This window comes from Nocardioides secundeburneus (assembly GCF_039939255.1).
GTDB lineage: Bacteria > Actinomycetota > Actinomycetes > Propionibacteriales > Nocardioidaceae > Nocardioides.
Genome location: NZ_JBDUUE010000003.1, coordinates 179,409 through 198,840 on the forward strand (window position 1 = coordinate 179,409; position 19,432 = coordinate 198,840).

21 protein-coding genes are annotated in these 19,432 nt (G+C 73.3%); 14 read left to right on the top strand and 7 right to left on the bottom strand.

All coding sequences use genetic code 11. The annotated features are described in order from the left end of the window. Nucleotides 1-5: 5 nt before the first annotated feature. Nucleotides 6-755: a hypothetical protein gene (locus ABFT23_RS08945; protein ID WP_347894347.1), complete on the bottom strand. Its 750-nt coding sequence runs from the start codon at nucleotides 753-755 to the stop codon at nucleotides 6-8. Between the two features lie 184 nt (nucleotides 756-939). Between ABFT23_RS08945 and hrcA the strand changes: the two genes are divergently transcribed. From hrcA to ABFT23_RS08960, 3 genes are read left to right on the top strand one after another with little or no spacing between them, the layout of a single operon-like run. Beyond that, nucleotides 940-1,959, top strand: a complete 1,020-nt coding sequence (gene hrcA, locus ABFT23_RS08950; protein ID WP_347895065.1) for a heat-inducible transcriptional repressor HrcA — start codon at nucleotides 940-942, stop codon at nucleotides 1,957-1,959. A 45-nt stretch (nucleotides 1,960-2,004) separates the two neighbouring features. After that, nucleotides 2,005-3,156 (top strand): molecular chaperone DnaJ, encoded by a 1,152-nt coding sequence (dnaJ, locus tag ABFT23_RS08955; RefSeq protein ID WP_347894349.1) that lies wholly within the window; start codon nucleotides 2,005-2,007, stop codon nucleotides 3,154-3,156. Then, nucleotides 3,156-3,896: a 16S rRNA (uracil(1498)-N(3))-methyltransferase gene (locus ABFT23_RS08960; protein WP_347894351.1), complete on the top strand. Its 741-nt coding sequence runs from the start codon at nucleotides 3,156-3,158 to the stop codon at nucleotides 3,894-3,896. Before dnaJ ends, ABFT23_RS08960 begins: the two co-directional genes overlap by 1 nt. 30 nt (nucleotides 3,897-3,926) lie before the next feature. Here ABFT23_RS08960 and ABFT23_RS08965 read toward each other — a convergent pair whose 3' ends face one another. After that, nucleotides 3,927-4,664, bottom strand: a complete 738-nt coding sequence (locus ABFT23_RS08965; protein WP_347894353.1) for an SDR family oxidoreductase — start codon at nucleotides 4,662-4,664, stop codon at nucleotides 3,927-3,929. Nucleotides 4,665-4,764: 100 nt separating this feature from the next. Here ABFT23_RS08965 and ABFT23_RS08970 point away from each other — a divergent pair, with 100 nt between their 5' ends. Continuing rightward, nucleotides 4,765-5,634, top strand: coding sequence for an MmyB family transcriptional regulator (locus ABFT23_RS08970; RefSeq protein WP_347894355.1), 870 nt, complete (start codon nucleotides 4,765-4,767; stop codon nucleotides 5,632-5,634). On the opposite strand, the gene ABFT23_RS08975 is transcribed toward ABFT23_RS08970, so the two are convergent. From ABFT23_RS08975 to ABFT23_RS08990, 4 genes are read right to left on the bottom strand one after another with little or no spacing between them, the layout of a single operon-like run. Next, entirely contained in the window at nucleotides 5,603-6,646 is a 1,044-nt protein-coding gene (locus ABFT23_RS08975; RefSeq protein ID WP_347894357.1) for a winged helix DNA-binding domain-containing protein, read from the bottom strand. The two genes, ABFT23_RS08970 and ABFT23_RS08975, sit on opposite strands and share 32 nt — an antisense overlap. A 10-nt stretch (nucleotides 6,647-6,656) precedes the next feature. Continuing rightward, nucleotides 6,657-7,592 carry a Gmad2 immunoglobulin-like domain-containing protein gene (locus ABFT23_RS08980; protein ID WP_347894359.1) on the bottom strand — a complete coding sequence of 312 codons (936 nt, stop codon included), beginning with the start codon at nucleotides 7,590-7,592 and terminating at the stop codon, nucleotides 6,657-6,659. 27 nt (nucleotides 7,593-7,619) lie between these two features. After that, nucleotides 7,620-8,585 (bottom strand): Gmad2 immunoglobulin-like domain-containing protein, encoded by a 966-nt coding sequence (locus tag ABFT23_RS08985; protein ID WP_347894361.1) that lies wholly within the window; start codon nucleotides 8,583-8,585, stop codon nucleotides 7,620-7,622. Further along, nucleotides 8,582-9,154 (bottom strand): SigE family RNA polymerase sigma factor, encoded by a 573-nt coding sequence (locus ABFT23_RS08990; RefSeq protein ID WP_347894363.1) that lies wholly within the window; start codon nucleotides 9,152-9,154, stop codon nucleotides 8,582-8,584. The genes ABFT23_RS08985 and ABFT23_RS08990 overlap by 4 nt, the downstream gene beginning before the upstream one ends. 55 nt (nucleotides 9,155-9,209) lie before the next feature. Between ABFT23_RS08990 and ABFT23_RS08995 the strand changes: the two genes are divergently transcribed. After that, entirely contained in the window at nucleotides 9,210-9,569 is a 360-nt protein-coding gene (locus ABFT23_RS08995; RefSeq protein WP_347894365.1) for an HIT domain-containing protein, read from the top strand. A 25-nt stretch (nucleotides 9,570-9,594) separates the two neighbouring features. Here ABFT23_RS08995 and ABFT23_RS09000 read toward each other — a convergent pair whose 3' ends face one another. Further along, nucleotides 9,595-9,864 (bottom strand): hypothetical protein, encoded by a 270-nt coding sequence (locus tag ABFT23_RS09000; RefSeq protein WP_347894367.1) that lies wholly within the window; start codon nucleotides 9,862-9,864, stop codon nucleotides 9,595-9,597. 103 nt (nucleotides 9,865-9,967) lie between these two features. Between ABFT23_RS09000 and ABFT23_RS09005 the strand changes: the two genes are divergently transcribed. The 9 genes from ABFT23_RS09005 (at nucleotide 9,968) to era (ending at nucleotide 19,346) form a co-directional block, all read left to right on the top strand. Continuing rightward, entirely contained in the window at nucleotides 9,968-10,981 is a 1,014-nt protein-coding gene (locus ABFT23_RS09005; protein WP_347894369.1) for a PhoH family protein, read from the top strand. Nucleotides 10,982-10,988: 7 nt separating this feature from the next. After that, the gene (gene ybeY / locus ABFT23_RS09010) at nucleotides 10,989-11,438 is read left to right on the top strand and encodes an rRNA maturation RNase YbeY (protein ID WP_347894371.1); all 450 of its coding nucleotides are present in this window, start codon (nucleotides 10,989-10,991) and stop codon (nucleotides 11,436-11,438) included. Further along, entirely contained in the window at nucleotides 11,435-12,745 is a 1,311-nt protein-coding gene (locus ABFT23_RS09015; protein ID WP_347894373.1) for a hemolysin family protein, read from the top strand. Before ybeY ends, ABFT23_RS09015 begins: the two co-directional genes overlap by 4 nt. Nucleotides 12,746-12,779: 34 nt before the next feature. Continuing rightward, nucleotides 12,780-14,501 (top strand): S49 family peptidase, encoded by a 1,722-nt coding sequence (locus tag ABFT23_RS09020; RefSeq protein ID WP_347894375.1) that lies wholly within the window; start codon nucleotides 12,780-12,782, stop codon nucleotides 14,499-14,501. A gap of 5 nt (nucleotides 14,502-14,506) precedes the next feature. Further along, nucleotides 14,507-14,833: a cytidine deaminase gene (locus ABFT23_RS09025; protein WP_347894377.1), complete on the top strand. Its 327-nt coding sequence runs from the start codon at nucleotides 14,507-14,509 to the stop codon at nucleotides 14,831-14,833. 83 nt (nucleotides 14,834-14,916) lie between these two features. Next, a complete protein-coding gene (locus ABFT23_RS09030) occupies nucleotides 14,917-16,332 on the top strand; it encodes an FAD-binding oxidoreductase (RefSeq protein WP_347894379.1) in 1,416 nt (471 codons plus the stop codon). Nucleotides 16,333-16,340: 8 nt separating this feature from the next. Then, the gene (locus tag ABFT23_RS09035) at nucleotides 16,341-17,639 is read left to right on the top strand and encodes a cyclopropane-fatty-acyl-phospholipid synthase family protein (protein ID WP_347894381.1); all 1,299 of its coding nucleotides are present in this window, start codon (nucleotides 16,341-16,343) and stop codon (nucleotides 17,637-17,639) included. Nucleotides 17,640-17,697: 58 nt separating this feature from the next. Continuing rightward, nucleotides 17,698-18,411: a siderophore-interacting protein gene (locus ABFT23_RS09040; protein WP_347894383.1), complete on the top strand. Its 714-nt coding sequence runs from the start codon at nucleotides 17,698-17,700 to the stop codon at nucleotides 18,409-18,411. Then, nucleotides 18,408-19,346: a GTPase Era gene (gene era, locus ABFT23_RS09045; RefSeq protein ID WP_347894385.1), complete on the top strand. Its 939-nt coding sequence runs from the start codon at nucleotides 18,408-18,410 to the stop codon at nucleotides 19,344-19,346. Before ABFT23_RS09040 ends, era begins: the two co-directional genes overlap by 4 nt. Nucleotides 19,347-19,432 lie beyond the last annotated feature (86 nt).

Below are 19,432 nucleotides of genomic sequence, written 5' to 3' on the forward strand. Positions count from 1 at the left end.
CGGTTCTAGCAGAGCCCGGCGTGCAGCTCGCCGCGCAGCAGGTCGCCGAGGTCGTCGGTGCTGGTGGCCGCCCGTGGGAAGCGCAGCCGGGTGCGATGGGCGCCGGTGACGTCGACCCACTGCACCTCGACGCCGGTGGCGGTCAGGCCGCTGAGGGAGACACCGACGACCTCGGCCAGGCGGGTGCCGGTGGTGGTCGAGACGGCGCGGCGCAGCTCGTCCTGGTGGCACAGGTTGGCGTGCTCGGCCGAGCGCTGCAGGTAGCCGCGGTTGAGCACGTGGGCGGGGGAGCGGAAGGCCGCGACCGGGACCCGCACCTGGTCGCCGCCGCGCTGCGGGCGGCTGAGCACGACGACGTCGACGACGAGCACGACGGTCTCGCGCACCTCGGTGCAGCACTCGCAGGCCTCCTGCCCGCGGCGCTCGAGCCGGCCCCCGAGGGTGAGCACGGCGTCGCGGTCGGCGGAGGCGGCCGGGCCGAGGCCGCTCTCGAGGGTCAGCAGCGCGCGGCGTCCGCGGGCCGCGGCCTCGACGAGGCGGGTGCCGGCGGGGCTGGAGAACGTCGGCACGCCGGCGATGTCCTGCATGCCGAGCTCGCCGCGGCCACCCTCGGTGGGGTCGCCGAGGTCGCCGAGCACGTCGTCGACGCCGTCGACCACGAGGTTGACGGCGGCCGGGCACGCGAGCACGGCCCGGGCGGCCGCCGCGAGCAGCGCGGGGTCACCGGTCGAGGTGTGGTGGTCGAGGCTGGTCATGCGGTCTCCTCCGGCGGCGGGACGTCGCGCGAGGTAGGTCGCGGTGCGCAACGTAAGGCAAGCCTAACCTTGGCGACGGACGACGTCCACCCGGGTTCCGCAGGACGGTAGGCTTGGCACTCGACGTCTCGGAGTGCCAGGCGTCGTGCGTCAGGTCGTCCGTCGTCGAGCCCGGGAGGTCACCGTGCAGGAGGAGCGCCGCCTCGCGGTCCTGCGGGCGATCGTGCAGGACTACGTCGCCACCGAGGAGCCGGTCGGCTCCAAGGCCCTCGTCGAGCGCCACGGGCTCAACGTCTCGCCGGCCACCGTGCGCAACGACATGGCGGCCCTCGAGGAGGAGGGCTACCTCACCCAGCCGCACACCAGCGCCGGCCGCGTGCCCACCGACAAGGGCTACCGCCTCTTCGTCGACCGGCTCGGTGCGGTCAAGCCGTTGAGCGTGGCCGAGAAGCGGGCCATCGCGAGCTTCCTCGACGGCGCGGTCGACCTCGACGACGTCGTCAGCCGCAGCGTCCGCCTGCTCTCGCAGCTCACCCGCCAGGTCGCGGTCGTGCAGTACCCCGTGCTCAGCCGCTCGACCGTGCGCCACGTCGAGGTCGTCGCGCTCGCCCCCGACCGGCTGCTGGTCATCCTCATCCTCAGCACCGGCCGCGTCGAGCAGCGCGTCGTCGACCTCGACGCCGACCTGCCCGACGACGACCTCGCCCGCCTGCGCAGCCGGCTCAACCTCAGCGTCACCGGCGAGGTCATCGGCGCGGCCGTCACCGCGCTCGGCGACCTCGCGGCCGCCGACGAGCCGCACGACGCCGCCACCGCGGCCGTCGTCCAGGTGCTCGTCGACGCCATGAGCGACCACCGCTCCGACGAGCGGGTCGCGGTCGGCGGAGCGGCCAACCTGGCCCGCTACGGCGACAGCTTCGACTCCGCCGTCCGCCCGCTGCTCGAGGCGCTCGAGGAGCACGTCGTGCTGCTCCAGCTGCTCGGCGAGGCCTCGGCCTCGGGCACCGTCACCGTGCGCATCGGCGCCGAGGGCCCCATCGAGGAGTTCGCCTCCACCAGCGTCGTCACCACCGGCTACGGGCCCCACGACGACGCCCTGGCCACGCTCGGCATCGTCGGGCCCACCCGCATGGACTACCCCGGCACCATGGCCGCCGTGCGCGCCGTCTCCCGCTACGTCTCCCGCATCCTCGACGAGTCCTGACCGGACCCGCCCCGCACCACACCGCGAACCACCCGAAGGAAACCCGTGCCTCAGGACCCCTACGAGCTGCTGGGCGTCGCCCGCGACGCCGACGCCGACACGATCAAGAAGGCCTACCGCAAGCTCGCCCGCCAGCTGCACCCCGACGTCAACCCCGACCCCGCGACGCAGGACCGCTTCAAGGAGGTCACGGCCGCCTACGAGGTGCTCTCCGACCCGCAGAAGCGCGCCGCCTTCGACCGCGGAGGCGACGCGTTCGGGGGCTTCGCCGGCGGTCAGGGCGCCGGCTTCTCGTTCACCGACATCATGGACGCCTTCTTCGGCGGCCAGGGTGGCCCGGGGGCCGGACGTGGACCCCGCTCGCGGGTGCGTCGCGGCCAGGACGCGCTCATCCGGGTCGAGATCGAGCTCGCCGAGGCGGCGTTCGGCGTCTCGCAGGAGCTCAAGGTCGACACGGCCGTCGTGTGCACCACCTGCCACGGCGACGGCGCCGCGCCGGGCAGCCACCCGGTGCCGTGCGAGACCTGTCGCGGGCAGGGCGAGGTGGCCCACGTGCAGCGCTCGTTCCTCGGCGAGGTGCGCACGCTGCGCCCGTGCGCCGCGTGCCGCGGCTTCGGCACGATCATCCCCGACCCGTGCCGCGAGTGCTCCGGCGACGGCCGGGTGCGCTCGCGCCGCACGCTGACCATCAAGATCCCGGCCGGCGTCGACACCGGCACCCGCGTGCAGCTCGCCGAGGAGGGCGAGGTCGGCCCCGGCGGCGGCCCGGCCGGCGACCTCTACGTCGAGATCCACGTCGCGCCCCACGAGACCTTCACCCGGCACGGCAACGACCTGCACTGCACCGTCACGCTGCCCATGACCGCGGCCGCGCTCGGCACCACGCTCACGCTGCCCACCCTCGAGGCCGACGTCGAGGACGGCGCCGGCTCGGGCGTCGAGACCAGCTTCGAGCTCGAGGTCCCCGCCGGCACCCAGTCCGGGGCCGAGACGGTGCTGCGCGGCCGGGGTGTCCCCGGGCTGCGCGGTGGTCGCGGCGACCTCGTCGTCACCACGATCGTCGAGACGCCCGGCCGCCTCGACGCGCGCCAGGAGGAGCTGCTGCGCGAGCTGGCCCGCCTGCGCGACGAGGAGCGGCCCACCGGCCAGGTCAAGGCGCAGCAGAAGTCGGTCTTCGGGCGCCTGTTCGGCCACTGATGTCGCTCCCGGTCCACCTCGTGCCGTCGCTCGACGGCGTCGCTCCGGGAGCGAGGGTCGTCGTCGACGGCGACGAGGCGCACCACGCCGTCGCGGTGCGGCGCATGCGCGTCGGCGAGCGGCTCGTGCTCACCGACGGCGCCGGCACGTCGGTGGTCGGTGAGGTCGCCGGCGTCGGCAAGCGACGACTGGAGGTGACCGCCGCCGAGGTGTCGCACCACCCCCGCCCCGAGCCCGACGTCGTCGTCGTGCAGGCCCTGCCGAAGGGCGATCGCGGCGAGCTCGCGGTCGAGGTGCTCACCGAGATCGGGGTCGCGACGGTCGTGCCGTGGGCCGCCTCGCGCTCGGTCGCGGTCTGGAAGGGCGAGCGGGCCGAGAAGTCCCTGTCCCGGTGGCGGGCCACCGCCCGCGAGGCCGCCAAGCAGGCCCGCCGCACGTGGCACCCGAGCGTCGTCCCGATGGCCACCACGGCCGAGGTCGTCGACCTCGTCGCGGGCGCCGACCTCGCCGTCGTGCTGCACGAGGCCACCGACGCACCGCTGTCCGCGCTCGCCGTGCCGGCCACCGGGCGGGTGGTGGTGGTCGTCGGCCCCGAGGGCGGGCTCACCGACGACGAGGTCGTGGCGTTCACCGACGCCGGGGCGCACGCGGTCCTGCTGGGCGCCGAGGTGCTGCGCACCTCCACCGCGGGCGTGGCCGCCGTGGCCGCCCTGCTCAGCCGGACGCCGCGCTGGGGCTGACGACCGCCGACCGACCCGGCTCGCTCACGCTCAGGCCATGCCGCCGTTGGCGCGCAGCACCTGGCCGTTGACCCAGTGCCCGGCGGGCGAGGCGAGGAAGGCGGCCACCTCGGCGATGTCGGACGGCGTCCCGAGCCGCTCGAGCGGGTTCTGCTGTGCCAGGTCCGCCACGAGCTCGTCGGACTTGCCGTCGAGGAACATCTCGGTCGCGGTCGGCCCGGGCGCCACGCAGTTGACGGTGATCCGGCGCCCGCGCAGCTCGCGGGCCAGGATGAGCGTGATCGCCTCGGTCGCGCCCTTGCTCGCCGCGTAGGCGCCGTAGGTCGGGAACTGGGTGGCGACGACGCTGGTCGAGAAGGTCACGACGGAGCCGTCGTCGCGCAGTCGGCGTGCGGCCTGCCGGGCGACGACGAACGTGCCGCGGATGTTGGTGCGGTGCAGCGCGTCGAGGTCGTCGAGGTCGAGGTCGGCGATCGGGCTCAGCACCATGCGGCCGGCGGCGTGGACGACGACGTCGACGCCGCCGCCGAGGGCGTCGGCGGCGTCGAAGAGCGCCGCCACCGCGTGCTCGTCGGCCACGTCGGCCTGCACGGCGGTCGCGGTGCCGCCGGCGGCCTCGATCTCGGTGACGGCCGACTCGGCGTCGGCCCGGTTGCCGGCGTAGCCGACGACGACGGCCAGCCCATCGGCGGCGAGGCGGGTGGCGACCGCGCGGCCGATGCCGCGAGAGCCGCCGGTGACGATGGCAGTACGGGTGTTCTCGGTCATGGCTCCACCGTGCCGCCCCGCCACCGCACGGAACAGACGGCGCTCACCCAGGGGACGACGTCCCCTCCCTCGGGGCCGCCGGTCGCGGCACACTGGCCGGGTGGACCTCCCCGAGCTCGGCCGCTTCCTGCGCTCGCGGCGCGACCGCATCCGCCCGAGCGACGTCGGGCTGCCGGTCGGCCCGCGCCGCCGGGTGCCGGGGCTGCGGCGCGACGAGGTCGCGGTGCTGGCCGGGGCCTCGGTGGAGTACTACATCGAGCTCGAGCGGGGTGCCGGCTCGCAGCCGTCGGAGCAGATGCTCGCCGCGCTCGCCCGGGCGCTGCGCCTGACCCGCGACGAGCGCGATCACCTGTACCAGCTGGCCGGCCGGCCCGTGCCGGCCGGCGGGACGTCGTCCCACGTGCACCCGAGCCTGGCCGACCTGCTGCAGCGGCTCGACGGCACCCCGGCCCAGGTCATCACCGACCTCCACGCCGTGCTGCTGCAGAACGACCTGGCCATCGCGCTGCTCGGCGACGCCTCGGTGCACACCGGCGCACGCGCCAGCTTCCTGTACCGATGGTTCACCGACGTCGAGGCGCGCGAGCTCTACCCCGTGGTCGACCACGACCACCACAGCCGCACGTTCGTCGCCGACCTGCGCGCCGCGTCGTCCCGGCGGGCCGCCGACGACCCCGAGGTCACCGACCTGGTCGCCGAGCTGCAGCAGCGCTCGCCCGAGTTCGCGGCGCTGTGGGAGCAGCACGACGTCGGCTTCCGCCGCGCCGAGCGCAAGCGCATCGTGCACCGCGAGCTCGGGGTGCTGGAGGTCAACTGCCTCAACCTGTTCAGCGACGACGGACGTCAGCGCCTGCTGTGGTTCACCCCGGCCCTCGGCACCGACAGCGCCGACCGGCTCGCACTGCTGAGCGTCGTGGGCACCCAGGACCTCGGCGGCCTCAGCGCGCCAGCAGGGCCTCCACGCGGCTGATCTCGTCGTCGAGCCCCGACCGCTCGCGGGGTGTGAGGTCGCGCAGCGTCTCGACGACCTGCACCCGCCCGTCGACCGCCCGCCAGAGACCGACCAGCCAACCGTCGGCGAACAGCGTGCAGGCCGAGCCGCCGTTGGGTCCCGACCAGGCCTCGCGGCTGCCGGGCGGCGTGACCCGGTCGCGACGGGCGTGGCTGAGCCAGACGTTGTCGTACGTCCCGAGCAGCCGTACGGGGGCCGGGGAGTCGTCGTCCTCGAGGACGCCGTCGGCGACGTCGACGAGCGGGCGGCCGTCGTCGTCCTCGTGGTGCACCAGGTCGTCCATCGCCGCCACGACCGGACCGAGCCGGGTGACCCCCGACCACGCCGTCACGTCGGCGGCCGACGCCGGCCCGAAGGCCCGCAGGTAGCGCCGGACGACGTCGGCCGGGTCGGGCGCCTCCAGCGAGGCGCCGGTCCAGCGGTCGGCGAGGTCGTGGACGACGCCGCCCGAGCCCCTCCAGGTGCCGCGCGGCGGCAGCTGCACGAGCGGGGCGGTGCAGCGGGCGAGCTGGCCGAGCTGCGTGGCTGTGGCACCGGGGAACCGGACGGTGAGCGCCTCGCCGATGGCCCTCTGCGGCAACGGACCGTCGCCGAGCACCTCGTGCAGGGCGGCGAGGAACGCGTCGCGGTCGACCTCGCGGGCGGGGCCGATCACCCGGCTGGCCCTGACCTCGCGCTCGTGCACGGGCGTCGTCCAGGTCCGCAGGCCGATGTCGTCGGCCGCCAGCAGGTGCACGGTGCCGCGCATGACGAGCAGGCGCACCAGGGAGCGGTCGTCGAGCCCGCGGGTGACGTCGAGCGGGTCGAACGGGTCGAGCCGGGCGTGCAGTGACAAGAACGGGGAGAGGTTCTCCTGGGCCTGCAGGCCGACGAGGTGTCTCGACATCTCCTCGACGGTCAGGTCGACCCGTTCGAGGAGGTGCTGACGGCGCAGCAGCGTGCGGTTGAGCCGCCGCGCCGACAGCCTCATCGCGGGTGCGTCACTCGACGACGATCGTGCGGGTGTCCTCGAACGGCCCGGGGCCCTCGCCGTCGGAGGGGTCGTCGGTGCGCGCCACGACGGTGTAGGTGCCCGGGGCGACGTCGAGGGTGAGGTCGACCGAGTAGGGGTAGAGCCGGTCCGTCCAGCCCTCGGCGGTGGCGAACGTGTCGAGCGCGGGCTGCCCGTCGGCGTCGAGCAGGACGACGGGCACGGTGGCCTCGAACGAGCTGGCCCGGCCGTCGACGGTGAGGGTGTCGCCGGCGGCGTAGGTGGCGCCCTCCTCGGGCGTCGTCAGGCTCACCAGGGCGAGCACGTCGAGCTCGGGCGCGGCGTCGACGCCGGCGCCGGTGGGCTGGTCGAACAGGTCGGCCGGGCTGCCGTCGCTCAGCTGCACGCGCACGGGCAGCCGCTCCTGGGCGACGCCCTGCAGCGTGTAGACCAGCGACTGGACGGCGAGCGCGGCGTCGTCGGGCGACATCCCCTTGTCGGGCGCGACGGCGGAGTCGTCGCCGAGCGTGACCACGATCGCGTCGGGCTCCTGGGCCACGGCGTCGACCACCACGCCCTGCAGCAGGGTGCTGTAGTCGGGGTCGGCCGTGTCGCCGGCGACGAGCAGCGCGGCGGCCTCCTCGAGCGGGTTGTCGGCCTCGACCTCGCGGAACTCGCGGTAGAGCCGGGTGCCGAGCGGGGTCGAGCCGGTGAAGTAGATCGGCGCGGTGCCGCTCGGGGCCGCGCCGTCGGTGTCGGTCGCGGTGTCCGTCGGCGTCTCGGTCGGCGTGGCCGGCTGCGAGGTCGCCTCGTCGGTGGTCGCACTCGTGGGGGTGTCGCTGCCGGTCTCGGACGACGTCGGCTCGGTGTCGTCGCCGCAGCCGGCGAGCAGGCCGGACAGTCCGGTCGTCAGGGCGAGCGCGGCAACGGCGGTGAGGGGGCGCATGAGGTCCATCCTGTCGGGCGGCGGTGCTCAGCGGACGGTGATCGACCGCGTGTCGGTGAAGGTGCCGGTGCCTTCGGCGCCCCCGGCCGGGTCGTCGGTCGAGCAGGTGAAGGTGTAGTCGCCGGGCGCCACCCCGGTCAGGTCGACCTCGAGCTCCCACGGGAACAGCCGGTCCTCCGTCCAGCCCGCGATGGTCGCGCCGCTCCAGACCGGCGTCCAGTCGGCGGTGACGACCTGGCAGGCGACGTTGCCCTCGTAGCCGTTCGCGACCCCGCGGGCGGTGAACGGGGCGTCGTAGACGTTGCCCTCGGCAGGGTCGCTGATGGACATGTGCGACAGGACGTCGAGGGGGGCGCGGCGCTCCAGGACGCCGCTGGCCACCCCCTCGAGCCGGACGGGCAGGTCCGTCCCGGTCGCCGCCTGCAGGGTGTAGATCAGCTGCTGCAACGCCAGGTCTCCCTGGCCGGGTTCCTGGACGTCGGCGACCCCGACGACGATCTCGTCGTCGGTCACCTCCCACGAGAGCAGCGAGCCCTCGGGCCACAAGGTCTGGTAGTCGGGGTCGCTGGGCGTGCTCATCAGGAGCTCGAGCGGGTCGCCGGCGGGCTCGAAGTAGCGGTAGAGCGCCTCGGGCGAGCCCTCGGCGCTGCCGCCCTGGCTGACGTAGTAGACCGCGGTGACGGCGTCGGTGGCGTCGGTGGCGTGGGTGGTGGCGTCGGTGGTCGCGGTCGTCGTCCGGGTCGGGGCCGGGGCCGGCGCAGGTCCGGCGACGTCGCCCTCGGGGGCGTCACCGGTCGAGACCACGGCCACCGCGGCCACCACCGCGGCGGCGGCGACGGCCGCGCCGCCGGCGACGGCCCAGCCGCGGCGTCGCCGGACGGTGGCGCGCGTCGTCCGGGCGCGGATCTGGCCGAGCCGGTCGACCGGCTCGACGTCGGAGACGGTGTCGTCGAACAGGTCGTGGAGGTCCTGGTCGTCTCGTGGGTCGGTCACAGGTCGTGTCCTTCGAGGAGCGTGCGGAGCGCGGCGCTGCCGCGGGAGGCGTGCGACTTCACCGCACCGCGGCTGATCCGCAGCGTGTCGGCGATGTCGGCCTCGGAGAGGTCGAGGTAGTAGCGCAGCGCGAGCACCTCGCGCTGGCGGCGGGGGAGCGCGCGAAGGGCGGCGAGCACCCGGGCCCGGCGCTCGTCGTCCAGGAGCGGCGCGTCGGCCGGGGAGGCGTCGTCGGGACGCCGTTCGCGGGCGGCGTGGCGGTCGACGACGCCGCGGTGCCGCAGCACCGAGCGTGAGCGGTTCACGACGCTCTGGCGCAGGTAGGCCGCGGCCCGGTCGGGGTCGCGGAGACGGCCCCAGCGGCCGTGGAGGGCGACGAAGGCGTCCTGCACGACCTCCTCGGCCGTGCCGACGTCGCCGACGAGGAGCACCGAGAGGCGCACGAGACGGCGCCAGTGGGCGGCGTAGAGCGCGTCGACGGCGGCGTCGGCGTCCCAGGTCGCCGGGTCACCCGCCGGGTCGCCCGTCACCGGACCCGCCGGTCCGCGCTCGGTCGCATGGGTGGTCACGCTAGTGCGACGCCCGAGGCTCGCCGCCGGTTTACCGGCGCACTACGGTGATTTCGTGAGCACCCCGAAGACCGAAGCCGACTGCCTCTTCTGCAGGATCGTCGCCGGCGACGTCCCCGCCGAGGTGGTGCACGCCACCGAGCGCACGGTCGCCTTCCGCGACATCAACGCCCAGGCTCCGACGCACGTGCTCGTCGTCCCGCGCGACCACTACGCCGACGCCGCCGAGCTGGCGGCCGGCGATCCCGAGGCCACGGCCGAGCTGGTGCGGACGGCGGCCGCGGTCGCGACGGCCGAGGGTCACCCCGACGACTACCGCCTCGTGTTCAACACCGGCGCCGGCGCGGGCCAGACCGTCTTCCACACCCACCTGCACGTGCTCGCCGGCCGCGACCTCGCCTGGCCCCCGGGATGACGCCCGCGCCCGGCTCGACCACCGATCACGTGAACGCGACGAAGATCCGCATGATCGCGAAGACGACCGGCAGGCCGAAGACGACCAGCAGCACCCAGGCGGTGATGCGGTGCAGGGGCTTGGTGGCGTCGAGGCTGCCGGCGAAGTCGAGCAGGGCGCCGTCGGGGACGCTGTGGTTGAGGCCCATCTTGCGGGCGTGCTCGGGCAGGTGCTGCCCGGCGAACCAGTAGGGCGGGGTGTCGTCGTCGGGACCGTAGTCCTCGTCGAACTCGTCGACGTGCTGGTCCGGGCCCATGCGCACACCGTACGTCCCAGAACCCCCGAGACGGCCCGATCGGGGCGGCGTAGCATGGTTTTCACAGGAGTTCCTCACTGAAAGGCCGCCCGCCCGGGCACCCATGACTTCCACTGACAATCCCGGAGACCTCCAGACGCGGCACACCGTCGTGGTCCCCAACAGCATCGACATGGTCACCCTGCTCGGGCCCGGCGACGAGTTCCTCGGCATCATCGAGGGTGGCTTCGACGCCGAGCTGCACGTGCGCGGCAACCGCATCACCATGCGGGGCAACCCGGGCGAGGTCGCGCTGGCCGACCGGCTGCTCGACGAGCTCGTCACGATCATCCGCACCGGGCAGGGCGTCACGTCCGAGACCGTCGAGCGGGCGATCGAGATGCTGCGGGCCGAGACCACCGAGCGCCCGGCCGACGTGCTGTCGATGAACATCCTCAGCAACCGCGGCCGCTCGATCCGGCCCAAGACGCTCAACCAGAAGCGCTACGTCGACGCGATCGACAAGCACACGATCACCTTCGGCATCGGCCCCGCCGGCACGGGCAAGACCTACCTGGCGATGGCCAAGGCCGTGCAGGCGCTGCAGGCCAAGCAGGTCAACCGGATCATCCTGACCCGTCCGGCGGTCGAGGCCGGCGAGAGCCTGGGCTACCTGCCGGGCACGCTGAGCGAGAAGATCGACCCCTACCTGCGCCCGCTCTACGACGCCCTGCACGACATGATCGACCCCGAGTCGATCCCCAAGCTGCTGGCGGCCAACACCATCGAGGTCGCCCCGTTGGCCTACATGCGCGGCCGCTCGCTCAACGACAGCTTCATCATCCTCGACGAGGCGCAGAACACGACGCCCGAGCAGATGAAGATGTTCCTCACCCGTCTCGGCTTCGGCTCGAAGATCGTCGTCACCGGCGACATCACCCAGGTCGACCTGCCGGGCGGCACCAAGTCCGGTCTGCGGATCATCGAGAACATCCTGGACGACGTCGACGACATCTCCTTCCAGCGCCTGACCAGCCACGACGTCGTCCGCCACCGGCTGGTGGGCAGGATCGTCGCGGCCTACGACGAGTTCGACGCCCGCGGCGGCCTGTCGACAGCGCAGGAGCAGCGACGGTGACCCACCGATGACCATCGAGATCCTCGACGAGTCCGGCACGGGCATCGACGTCAAGCACCTCGCGCAGCTGAGCCGGTTCGTCATGGACCAGATGCGGGTGCACCCCCTCGCCGAGCTGTGCATCAAGGCCGTCGACGAGGCGACCATCACCGAGCTCAACGAGAAGTGGATGGAGAAGGAGGGCCCCACCGACGTGCTGGCCTTCCCCATGGACGAGCTGCGGCCCGGCCTGGTCGACGAGGAGCCCGAGGAGGGCGTGCTCGGCGACATCATGCTGTGCCCGCAGGTCGCGGCCGCCCAGGGCGAGACCGCCGGGCACGGCACGCTCGCCGAGATCGAGCTGCTCACCACCCACGGCATCCTCCACCTCCTCGGCTACGACCACGCCGAGCCGGAGGAGCACCGCGAGATGTTCGGCCTGCAGGACCGGCTGCTCGCGGAGTGGCGTAGCCGGTGAGCGGCACCCTCACCCTCGTCGTCGCCGCCCTGCTCGTCGTCCTCGCCGGACTGTTCTCGGCCGTCGACGCCGCCCTCGCCTCGTTCTCCAAGGCCCGCGCGGCCGAGCTCGTGCAGGAGGAGCGCACGGGCGCCAAGCGACTCGTCGCGGTGCTCGACGACGCCGCCCGTCACATCAACACCGCGCTGCTGCTGCGCCTGGCCTGCGAGATCGCGGCCATCGTGCTGGTCACCCTCGAGCTCGACGACGCCCTGAACGGCTCGTGGTGGATCAGCATGCTCTTGGCCATCGCCATCATGCTGGTCGTCTCGTTCGTCGTCATCGGCGTCGGCCCGCGCACGCTCGGCACCCAGCACTCCGAGACGGTCGCCGTGCTCTCGGCGGGCCCGCTCGCCGTCGTCACCCGGGTGCTCGGCCCGATCACCCGGCTGCTGATCCTGCTCGGCAACGCCATCACGCCCGGCAAGGGCTTCCGCGAGGGCCCGTTCTCCACCGAGACCGAGCTGCGCGAGTTCGTCGACATGGCGGGCGAGTCGGCGCTGATCGAGGAGGGCGAGCGGAGGATGATCCACTCGGTCTTCGAGCTCGGCGACACGACCGTGCGCGAGGTCATGGTGCCCCGCGGCGACGTCGTCTACATCGAGCACTACAAGAACCTGCGGCAGACGATGTCGCTGTTCCTGCGCAGCGGCTTCTCGCGCCTGCCCGTCATCGGCGAGAACCTCGACGACGTGCGCGGCTTCGCCTACCTCAAGGACATCGTGCGCCGCGACTTCGAGGCCCCCGACGTCGAGCTCACCCAGCACGTCGAGGAGGTCATGCGCCCCGTCTCCTGGGTGCCGGAGTCCAAGCCTGTCGACGCGCAGCTGCGCGAGATGCAGGCCGGACGCCAGCACATCGCGGTCGTCGTCGACGAGTACGGCGGCACGGCCGGGCTGATCACCATCGAGGACCTCCTCGAGGAGATCGTCGGCGAGATCACCGACGAGTACGACGAGGACGAGATCGAGATCGAGCACCTCGACGACGTCGAGGGCGGGGGAGTACGGGTCTCGTCGCGCTACCCCGTCGACGACCTCGAGGAGCTGTTCGGCTTCGACGTCGAGGAGGAGGACGTCGACAGCGTCGGCGGTCTCATGGCCAAGCACCTGGGCCGCGTGCCGATCCCGGGCTCCGCCGTCGAGGCCCACGGCCTGCGGTTCGAGGCCGAGGACGCCGCCGGACGCCGCAACAAGATCGGCACCGTGCGCATCCGGCTCGTCGCGCGCGCCGAGACCGACGACGTCGCAGCCGCGGTCGACGCCTGAACCTGTCTACCTCGGGCTGCCTACGCTCGGGGGCATGGACCTGCCCTCGCTGCCCCTCCTGCGCCACCTCCCGGCGATCCCCGGCGTCCCCGGCCTCGGTGGCACCGCTCGGCGCACGGTGCTCGAGCTCGACCTGGCGCACGGCGTCCGCACCGGCCCGGCGCGCCACCCGCTGGAGGCGCTGCGGCAGCGTCACTCCCCGTCGTTGCGGGCGGTCGGGGCGGGCCTGCGCGCCGCGGCCGACGACGACGACGTGCTCGGGCTGCTCGTGCACGTCGGCACGACACCGCTCACGCTCGCCGCGGCCGACGAGGTCGCGGCGATGGTGGCCGATTTCTCGCAGGCCAAGCCCTCCATCGCCTGGACGGCGACCTTCGGCGAGCTCGGCCCGGGCCTGGCGGCCTACCGGATCGCGGTCAACGCCCGCGAGATCTGGCTGCAGCCGACCGGTGCGCTCGGGCTGACCGGCGTCCACGCCGGCATCACGCTGCTGCGCGGGCTGTTCGACAAGGTGGGCGTCGACCCCGAGTTCGCGCAGCGCCACGAGTACAAGTCGGCTGCCGACCAGCTGGCCGCGACCGAGGTGAGCGAGGCCAACCGCGAGATGGTGCAGCGGCTCGCCGACGCCGTCGTCGACGACACGGTGGCCCGGGTCGCCGCTCGCCGCGGGCTCGACGACGCCGCCGTGCGCGCCGCCATGGCGCAGGCACCGGTCGGCGCCGCTGCCGCACTCGAGGCCGGTCTCGTCGACCGGCTCGGCTACCGCGACGAGGTCTACGCCCACGCGGCCACGGCCTGGACGCCGTCCTGGGAGCCGCTGTTCGTGCACCGCTACGCCCACGCGCAGCAGCCGTCGCCGGCCGAGCGGCTGCAGGCGCTCACCCGGCGCGACAGGCCGGTCGTCACCGTCGTCGACGTCGCCGGTCCGATCGTGCTCGGCCCCGGCACCGGCAACCAGGCCGGCTCCGACCGCGTCACGGCGCGGCTGCGCGAGGTCGGCCGCGACGACGCCGTCAAGGCCGTCGTGCTGCGCGTCGACCGCCCCGGCGGGTCCTACGTCGCCAGCGACGCGATCCGCCGCGAGGTGATCCGCCTGCGCGAGGGCGGCCGTCCGGTGGTCGCAGCGATGGGCGCCACCGCAGCCTCCGGCGGCTACTTCGTCTCGATGCCCTGCGACGAGATCGTCGCCCAACCCACCACCTTCACGGGCTCGATCGGCGTGCTCGCCGGCAAGCTCGTCGTCCGGCGGCTGCTCGACCGGGTCGGCGTCGTCCACGAGGGCATCGACGCCGGTCCCCGCGCCGGCTTCCTGTCGGCGGCCCGTGGCTTCAGCGACGACGAGTGGGCGTTCCTCGACCGTTGGCTGGACGAGGTGTACGACGACTTCACGACCAAGGCCGCCGCCGACCGCGGCATGGAGCACGCCGTGCTCGAGCCGCTCGCCCGGGGACGCGTGTGGCTCGGCACCGACGCCCACGCGCGCGGCCTCGTCGACCACCTCGGCGGCACCCGTCTCGCCGTCGAGCGCTCCTGCGCCCTCGCCGGCATCGACCCCGACGACGTCGTGGTGCCGTCGTCGTCACCACTCGAGTGGCTGCAGCAGCTGCGCCCCGCCGAGTCGAGCGAGTCGCCGGCCGCGGCCGCGATGGTGCTGCCCACGGGCCCCGAGTCGCTGCTGGCCACGCTCGCGGCGTCGGTCGGCATCGCCGTCCCGCACGGGGTGCTGTCGATGCCGGTCGGGGTCTCCCTACGCTGATCCCCATGCCCGACCTGAGCCCCGAGGACACCAAGCTCGTCACCCTCGCGCGCGCCACCCGTGCCCGCACCCAGGCGGCCGAGGGCGCCGCCGTGCGCGACCTCGACGGCCGCACCTACGCCGCCGCGACGGTCGACCTGGCCTCGCTCCAGGTGAGCGCCGTGCAGGTGTGCGTGGCCATGGCGGTCTCGTCGGGCTCGCGCGGGCTCGCCGCCGTCGTCGTGCTGGGCGAGGCCACCGAACTGGCCGACGCCGACCGCGCCGTGCTCGACGAGTACGCCGGCCCCGACGTCGTCGTCCACCTCGGCGACGCGCGCGGCACGCTGCACTGACCTCGCCGCCGGACGAAGGGCGTGGGTCACACCACCGGGCACCCGCGAGCGCGCCCGCGTGGGGCGGGGGTAGGTTGCGAAGCGTGAGGGATGTGCCCACTACACAAGCAGGCTCACCGGCCTGGCAGCAGCACGCGCAGGCGGTCGCGCGGCTGGCCGCCTCCTACGCGGCGATCCCGCCCGGGCAACCGGTGCGGCTGGCCAAGAAGACCACGAACCTGTTCCGCGTCAGGGCTGCGACGACGGCTCCGGGCCTCGACGTCTCCGGGCTCACCGGCGTCATCGAGGTCGACCCCGACACGCGCACCGCCGAGGTGCAGGGCATGTGCACCTACGAGGACCTCGTCGACGCCACGTTGCCGCACGGCCTCATCCCGCTCGTCGTCCCGCAGCTGCGCACCATCACGCTCGGCGGCGCGGTCACGGGCCTCGGCATCGAGTCGACGAGCTTCCGCAACGGCCTGCCGCACGAGTCGGTGCTGGAGATGGACGTCTTCACCGGCGCCGGAGAGGTCGTCACCACGCGCCCGGGCGACGAGCTGTTCGACGCCTTCCCGAACTCCTACGGCTCGCTCGGCTACGCCACGCGGCTGCGCATCGAGCTCGAGCCCGTGCCGGCCTACGTCGCCCTGCGCCACGTGCGCTTCGACGACGCCGCCCTGCTCACCAAGACGATCGAGGAGATCGTCGCGAGCGGGGAGCACGACGGCGAGCCCGTCGACGGCCTCGACGGCGTCGCGTTCTCGCCCGACGAGCTCTACCTGACGATCGCGCGCTGGGTCTCGGGCCCGGCCGGCCCGACCGGCGCTGCCGGCGCGGCTCTCGATGCCGACCCGTCCGACTACGCCGGCCAGCAGGTCTTCTTCCGCTCGCTCCAGGAGCGCGAGACGGACCTGCTGACGATGTACGACTACCTGTGGCGCTGGGACACCGACTGGTTCTGGTGCTCGGGTGCCTTCGGCGCCCAGAACCCGCGCATCCGCCGCTTCTGGCCGCGTGCGCTCCGGCGCTCCGACGTGTACATGAAGCTGCTCGGCCTCGACCGGCGTTTCGACATCGCCGACCGCCTCGACCGCCGGGCCGGCCGGCCGCAGCGCGAGCGCGTCGTCCAGGACATCGAGGTGCCCACCGAGCAGCTGCCCGAGTTCCTGCGCTGGTTCGACGACGAGATCGGCATGCGGCCGGTGTGGCTGTGCCCGCTGGTCGCGCGCCGTCCCTGGCCGGCCTACCCGCTCGAGGCCGGTGAGCCCTACGTCAACGTGGGGTTCTGGGGCACCGTCCACGTCGGTCCCGAGGCGGTCGACGCGCCGCGCAACCGGGCCATCGAGACCAAGGTGCACGAGCTCGGCGGGCATAAATCGCTGTACTCGGAGGCTTTCTACGACCGCGAGACCTTCGACAGCCTCTACGGAGGCGACCACGTCGCGGCCGTGAAGGCCCGCTACGACCCCGACGACCGACTGACGAGCCTCTACGACAAGACCGTCCGCAGGAAGTGATCACCCCCATGAGCAGCAGCAGCATCAAGGACAAGCCCGCGTTCAAGATCGCCGACGTCATCGCCGACCTCACCCGGGGCGGCATGCCGCTGCGGTTCGAGGCCTACGACGGCAGCGCCGCCGGCCCCGAGGACGCCGAGATCCGTCTCGAGCTGGTCAACCAGCGGGGCCTGCAGTACCTCGTCACCGCGCCCGGCGACCTCGGCCTGGCCCGCGCCTACGTGTCCGGAGACCTCGTCGTGCACGGCGAGCACCCGGGCAACCCCTACGAGGTGATGCAGAAGCTCAAGGACCACACGAAGTTCCGGGCCCCGTCGGCGTCCGAGCTCGTCACGATCGTGCGAGGTCTCGGGCTGTCGAACCTCAAGCCGCCGCCGCCCCCGCCGCAGGAGCACCTGCCGCGCTGGCGCCGGCTCATGGAGGGCATGCGGCACTCGCTGACCCGCGACGCCGAGGCGATCCACCACCACTACGACGTCTCCAACGCCTTCTACCGCCACGTGCTGGGGCCGTCGATGGCCTACACCTGCGCGGTCTACCCGTCCGAGACGGCGACGCTCGAGGAGGCGCAGCACGAGAAGTTCGACCTCGTAGCACGCAAGCTCGACCTGCAGCCCGGTCAGCGGTTGCTCGACGTCGGCTGCGGTTGGGGCGGCATGGTCATGCACGCGGCGAAGCACTACGGCGTCAAGGCCCTCGGCGTCACCCTCAGCCGTCAGCAGGCCGAGTGGGCCAAGCATGCGATCGACGAGGCCGGTCTCTCCGACCTCGCCGAGGTGCGCCACCTCGACTACCGCGACGTGCTCGAGACCGACTTCGACGCGGTCTCCTCCATCGGCCTCACCGAGCACATCGGCGTCGGTCAGCTCGAGTCCTACTTCACGTTCCTGCGCGACAAGCTCAAGCCCGAGGGGCGACTGCTCAACCACTGCATCACCCGCCACGAGAACCGCTCGGTGCGCACCGGCGCGTTCATCGACCGCTACGTGTTCCCCGACGGCGAGCTGACCGGGTCGGGTCGCCTCATCACCGAGATGCAGGACGTCGGCCTCGAGGTACAGCACTCGGAGAACCTCCGCATCCACTACGCGATGACGCTGCGCGACTGGAACCGCAACCTCGTCGACAACTGGGACGCCTGCGTCGAGGAGGTCGGCCTCGGCACCGCCCGGGTGTGGGGCCTCTACATGGCCGCGTGCCGCGTGGGCTTCGAGCGCAACGAGGTGCAGCTGCACCAGGTGCTGGCCGCCAAGGTCGCCGACGGCGGGTCCAACGGGTTCGCGCTCCGACCCACCTGGGTCTCCTGACCTCGTCGCGCGGAGTCCCGGCTGGGGCGCCTCGGGCCGCACCACTAGCATCGAGCCGATGAGCACCCGGGCCGAGACCTACACCGCCGAGGTGGTCAGTCGTACCCAGCTCACCGACCACCTGGTCCGGCTCGTGCTCGGCGGCGACCAGCTCCGCGAGGGCTTCGTCAGCACCGGCACCCCCGACGAGTGGGTGGGCCTCGTGGTGCCCGGGCAGTTCCAGAGCCGCTACTACACCGTGCGGTCGTGGACCGGGACCGAGCTCACCCTCGACGTCGTCGTGCACGACGTCGGCCTGGTCACCGAGTGGGCGCGCGGCGAGTGCGTCGGCGACGTCGTCACGATCAGCGAGCCGAAGGGCTCGTTCACGCTTCCCGACGGCGCCTCCTGGCTCCTGCTCGTCGGCGACCTGACGGCGCTACCGGCGATGGCCCGGATCCGCGAGACCGTCGACGTGCCGACCCGGGTCTGGGCCGAGAGCCCCGAGCACGTGCCCGACTACCTGCCCGACAACGAGCCCGGCGACGTCACCTGGCTCGACCAGGAGGCCGACGGCGTCAGCCACCTCGCCGAGGTCGTCGAGACGATCGACTGGCCCGACGGCGACGGCTACTTCTGGATGGCGGGGGAGTCGGCCCAGATGCGCGCCGTCCGCAAGCACCTGATGCGGGTCCGACGGCTACCCGCCACCGCCTACGACGTGATGGGCTACTGGCGCTCGGTGGCCGGACGCCAGCCGCGCGCCGTCGACCCCGTCCGAGGAGACACATGACCGACCAGCCCGCAGAGCTGCCCCCGCACCGCAGCGGTTTCGCGTCGTTCGTCGGCCGGCCCAACGCCGGCAAGTCGACGCTGACCAACGCCCTCGTGGGCCAGAAGGTGGTGATCACCAGCAACAAGCCGCAGACGACGCGCACCGTCGTCCGGGGCATCGTGCACCGCCCCGACGCGCAGCTGATCCTCGTCGACACCCCGGGCCTGCACCGGCCGCGCACGCTGCTCGGCGAGCGGCTCAACGACCTGGTCAAGACGACCCTCGCCGAGGTCGACGTCGTCGCGGTCTGCTTCCCGGCCAACGAGAAGATCGGGCCGGGGGACCGGTTCATCGTCAACGAGGTCGGCAAGGTCAAGCGCACCACCAAGGTCGCCATCGCCACCAAGACCGACCTCGCCACGCCCGAGCAGCTCGGCCAGCACCTGCTCGACATCGCCGCGCTCGGCACCGAGACCGGCACCGACTGGGCCGAGATCGTCCCGGTCTCCGCCGCCGAGGGCCACCAGGTCGACCTGCTCGCCGACCTCCTCGTCGGCCGGCTGCCCGAGGGCCCGCAGCTCTACCCCGACGGCGACCTCACCGACGCGCCCGAGGAGGTCCTCGTCGCCGAGCTCATCCGCGAGGCCGCCCTGGAGGGTGTGCGCGACGAGCTGCCGCACTCGATCGCCGTCGTCGTCGACGAGATGAACCTGCGCGACGACCGCCCCGACGACAAGCCGCTGCTCGACGTGCACGCCAACCTCTACGTCGAGCGCGACTCGCAGAAGGGGATCATGATCGGCCACAAGGGCTCCCGGCTCAAGGACGTCGGCCAGCGGGCCCGGCTGCAGATCGAGGCCCTGCTCGGCACTCCGGTCTACCTCGACCTGCACGTCAAGATCGCCAAGGACTGGCAGCGCGACCCGAGGCAGCTGCGCAAGCTGGGATTCTGAGGCAGTGCTCGGGCAGGTCAGCCGAGCGCCACGTCGACGCCACCACGGGCCGAAGACAACTGCCGCGGCTCGCGCACCGAGCCGAG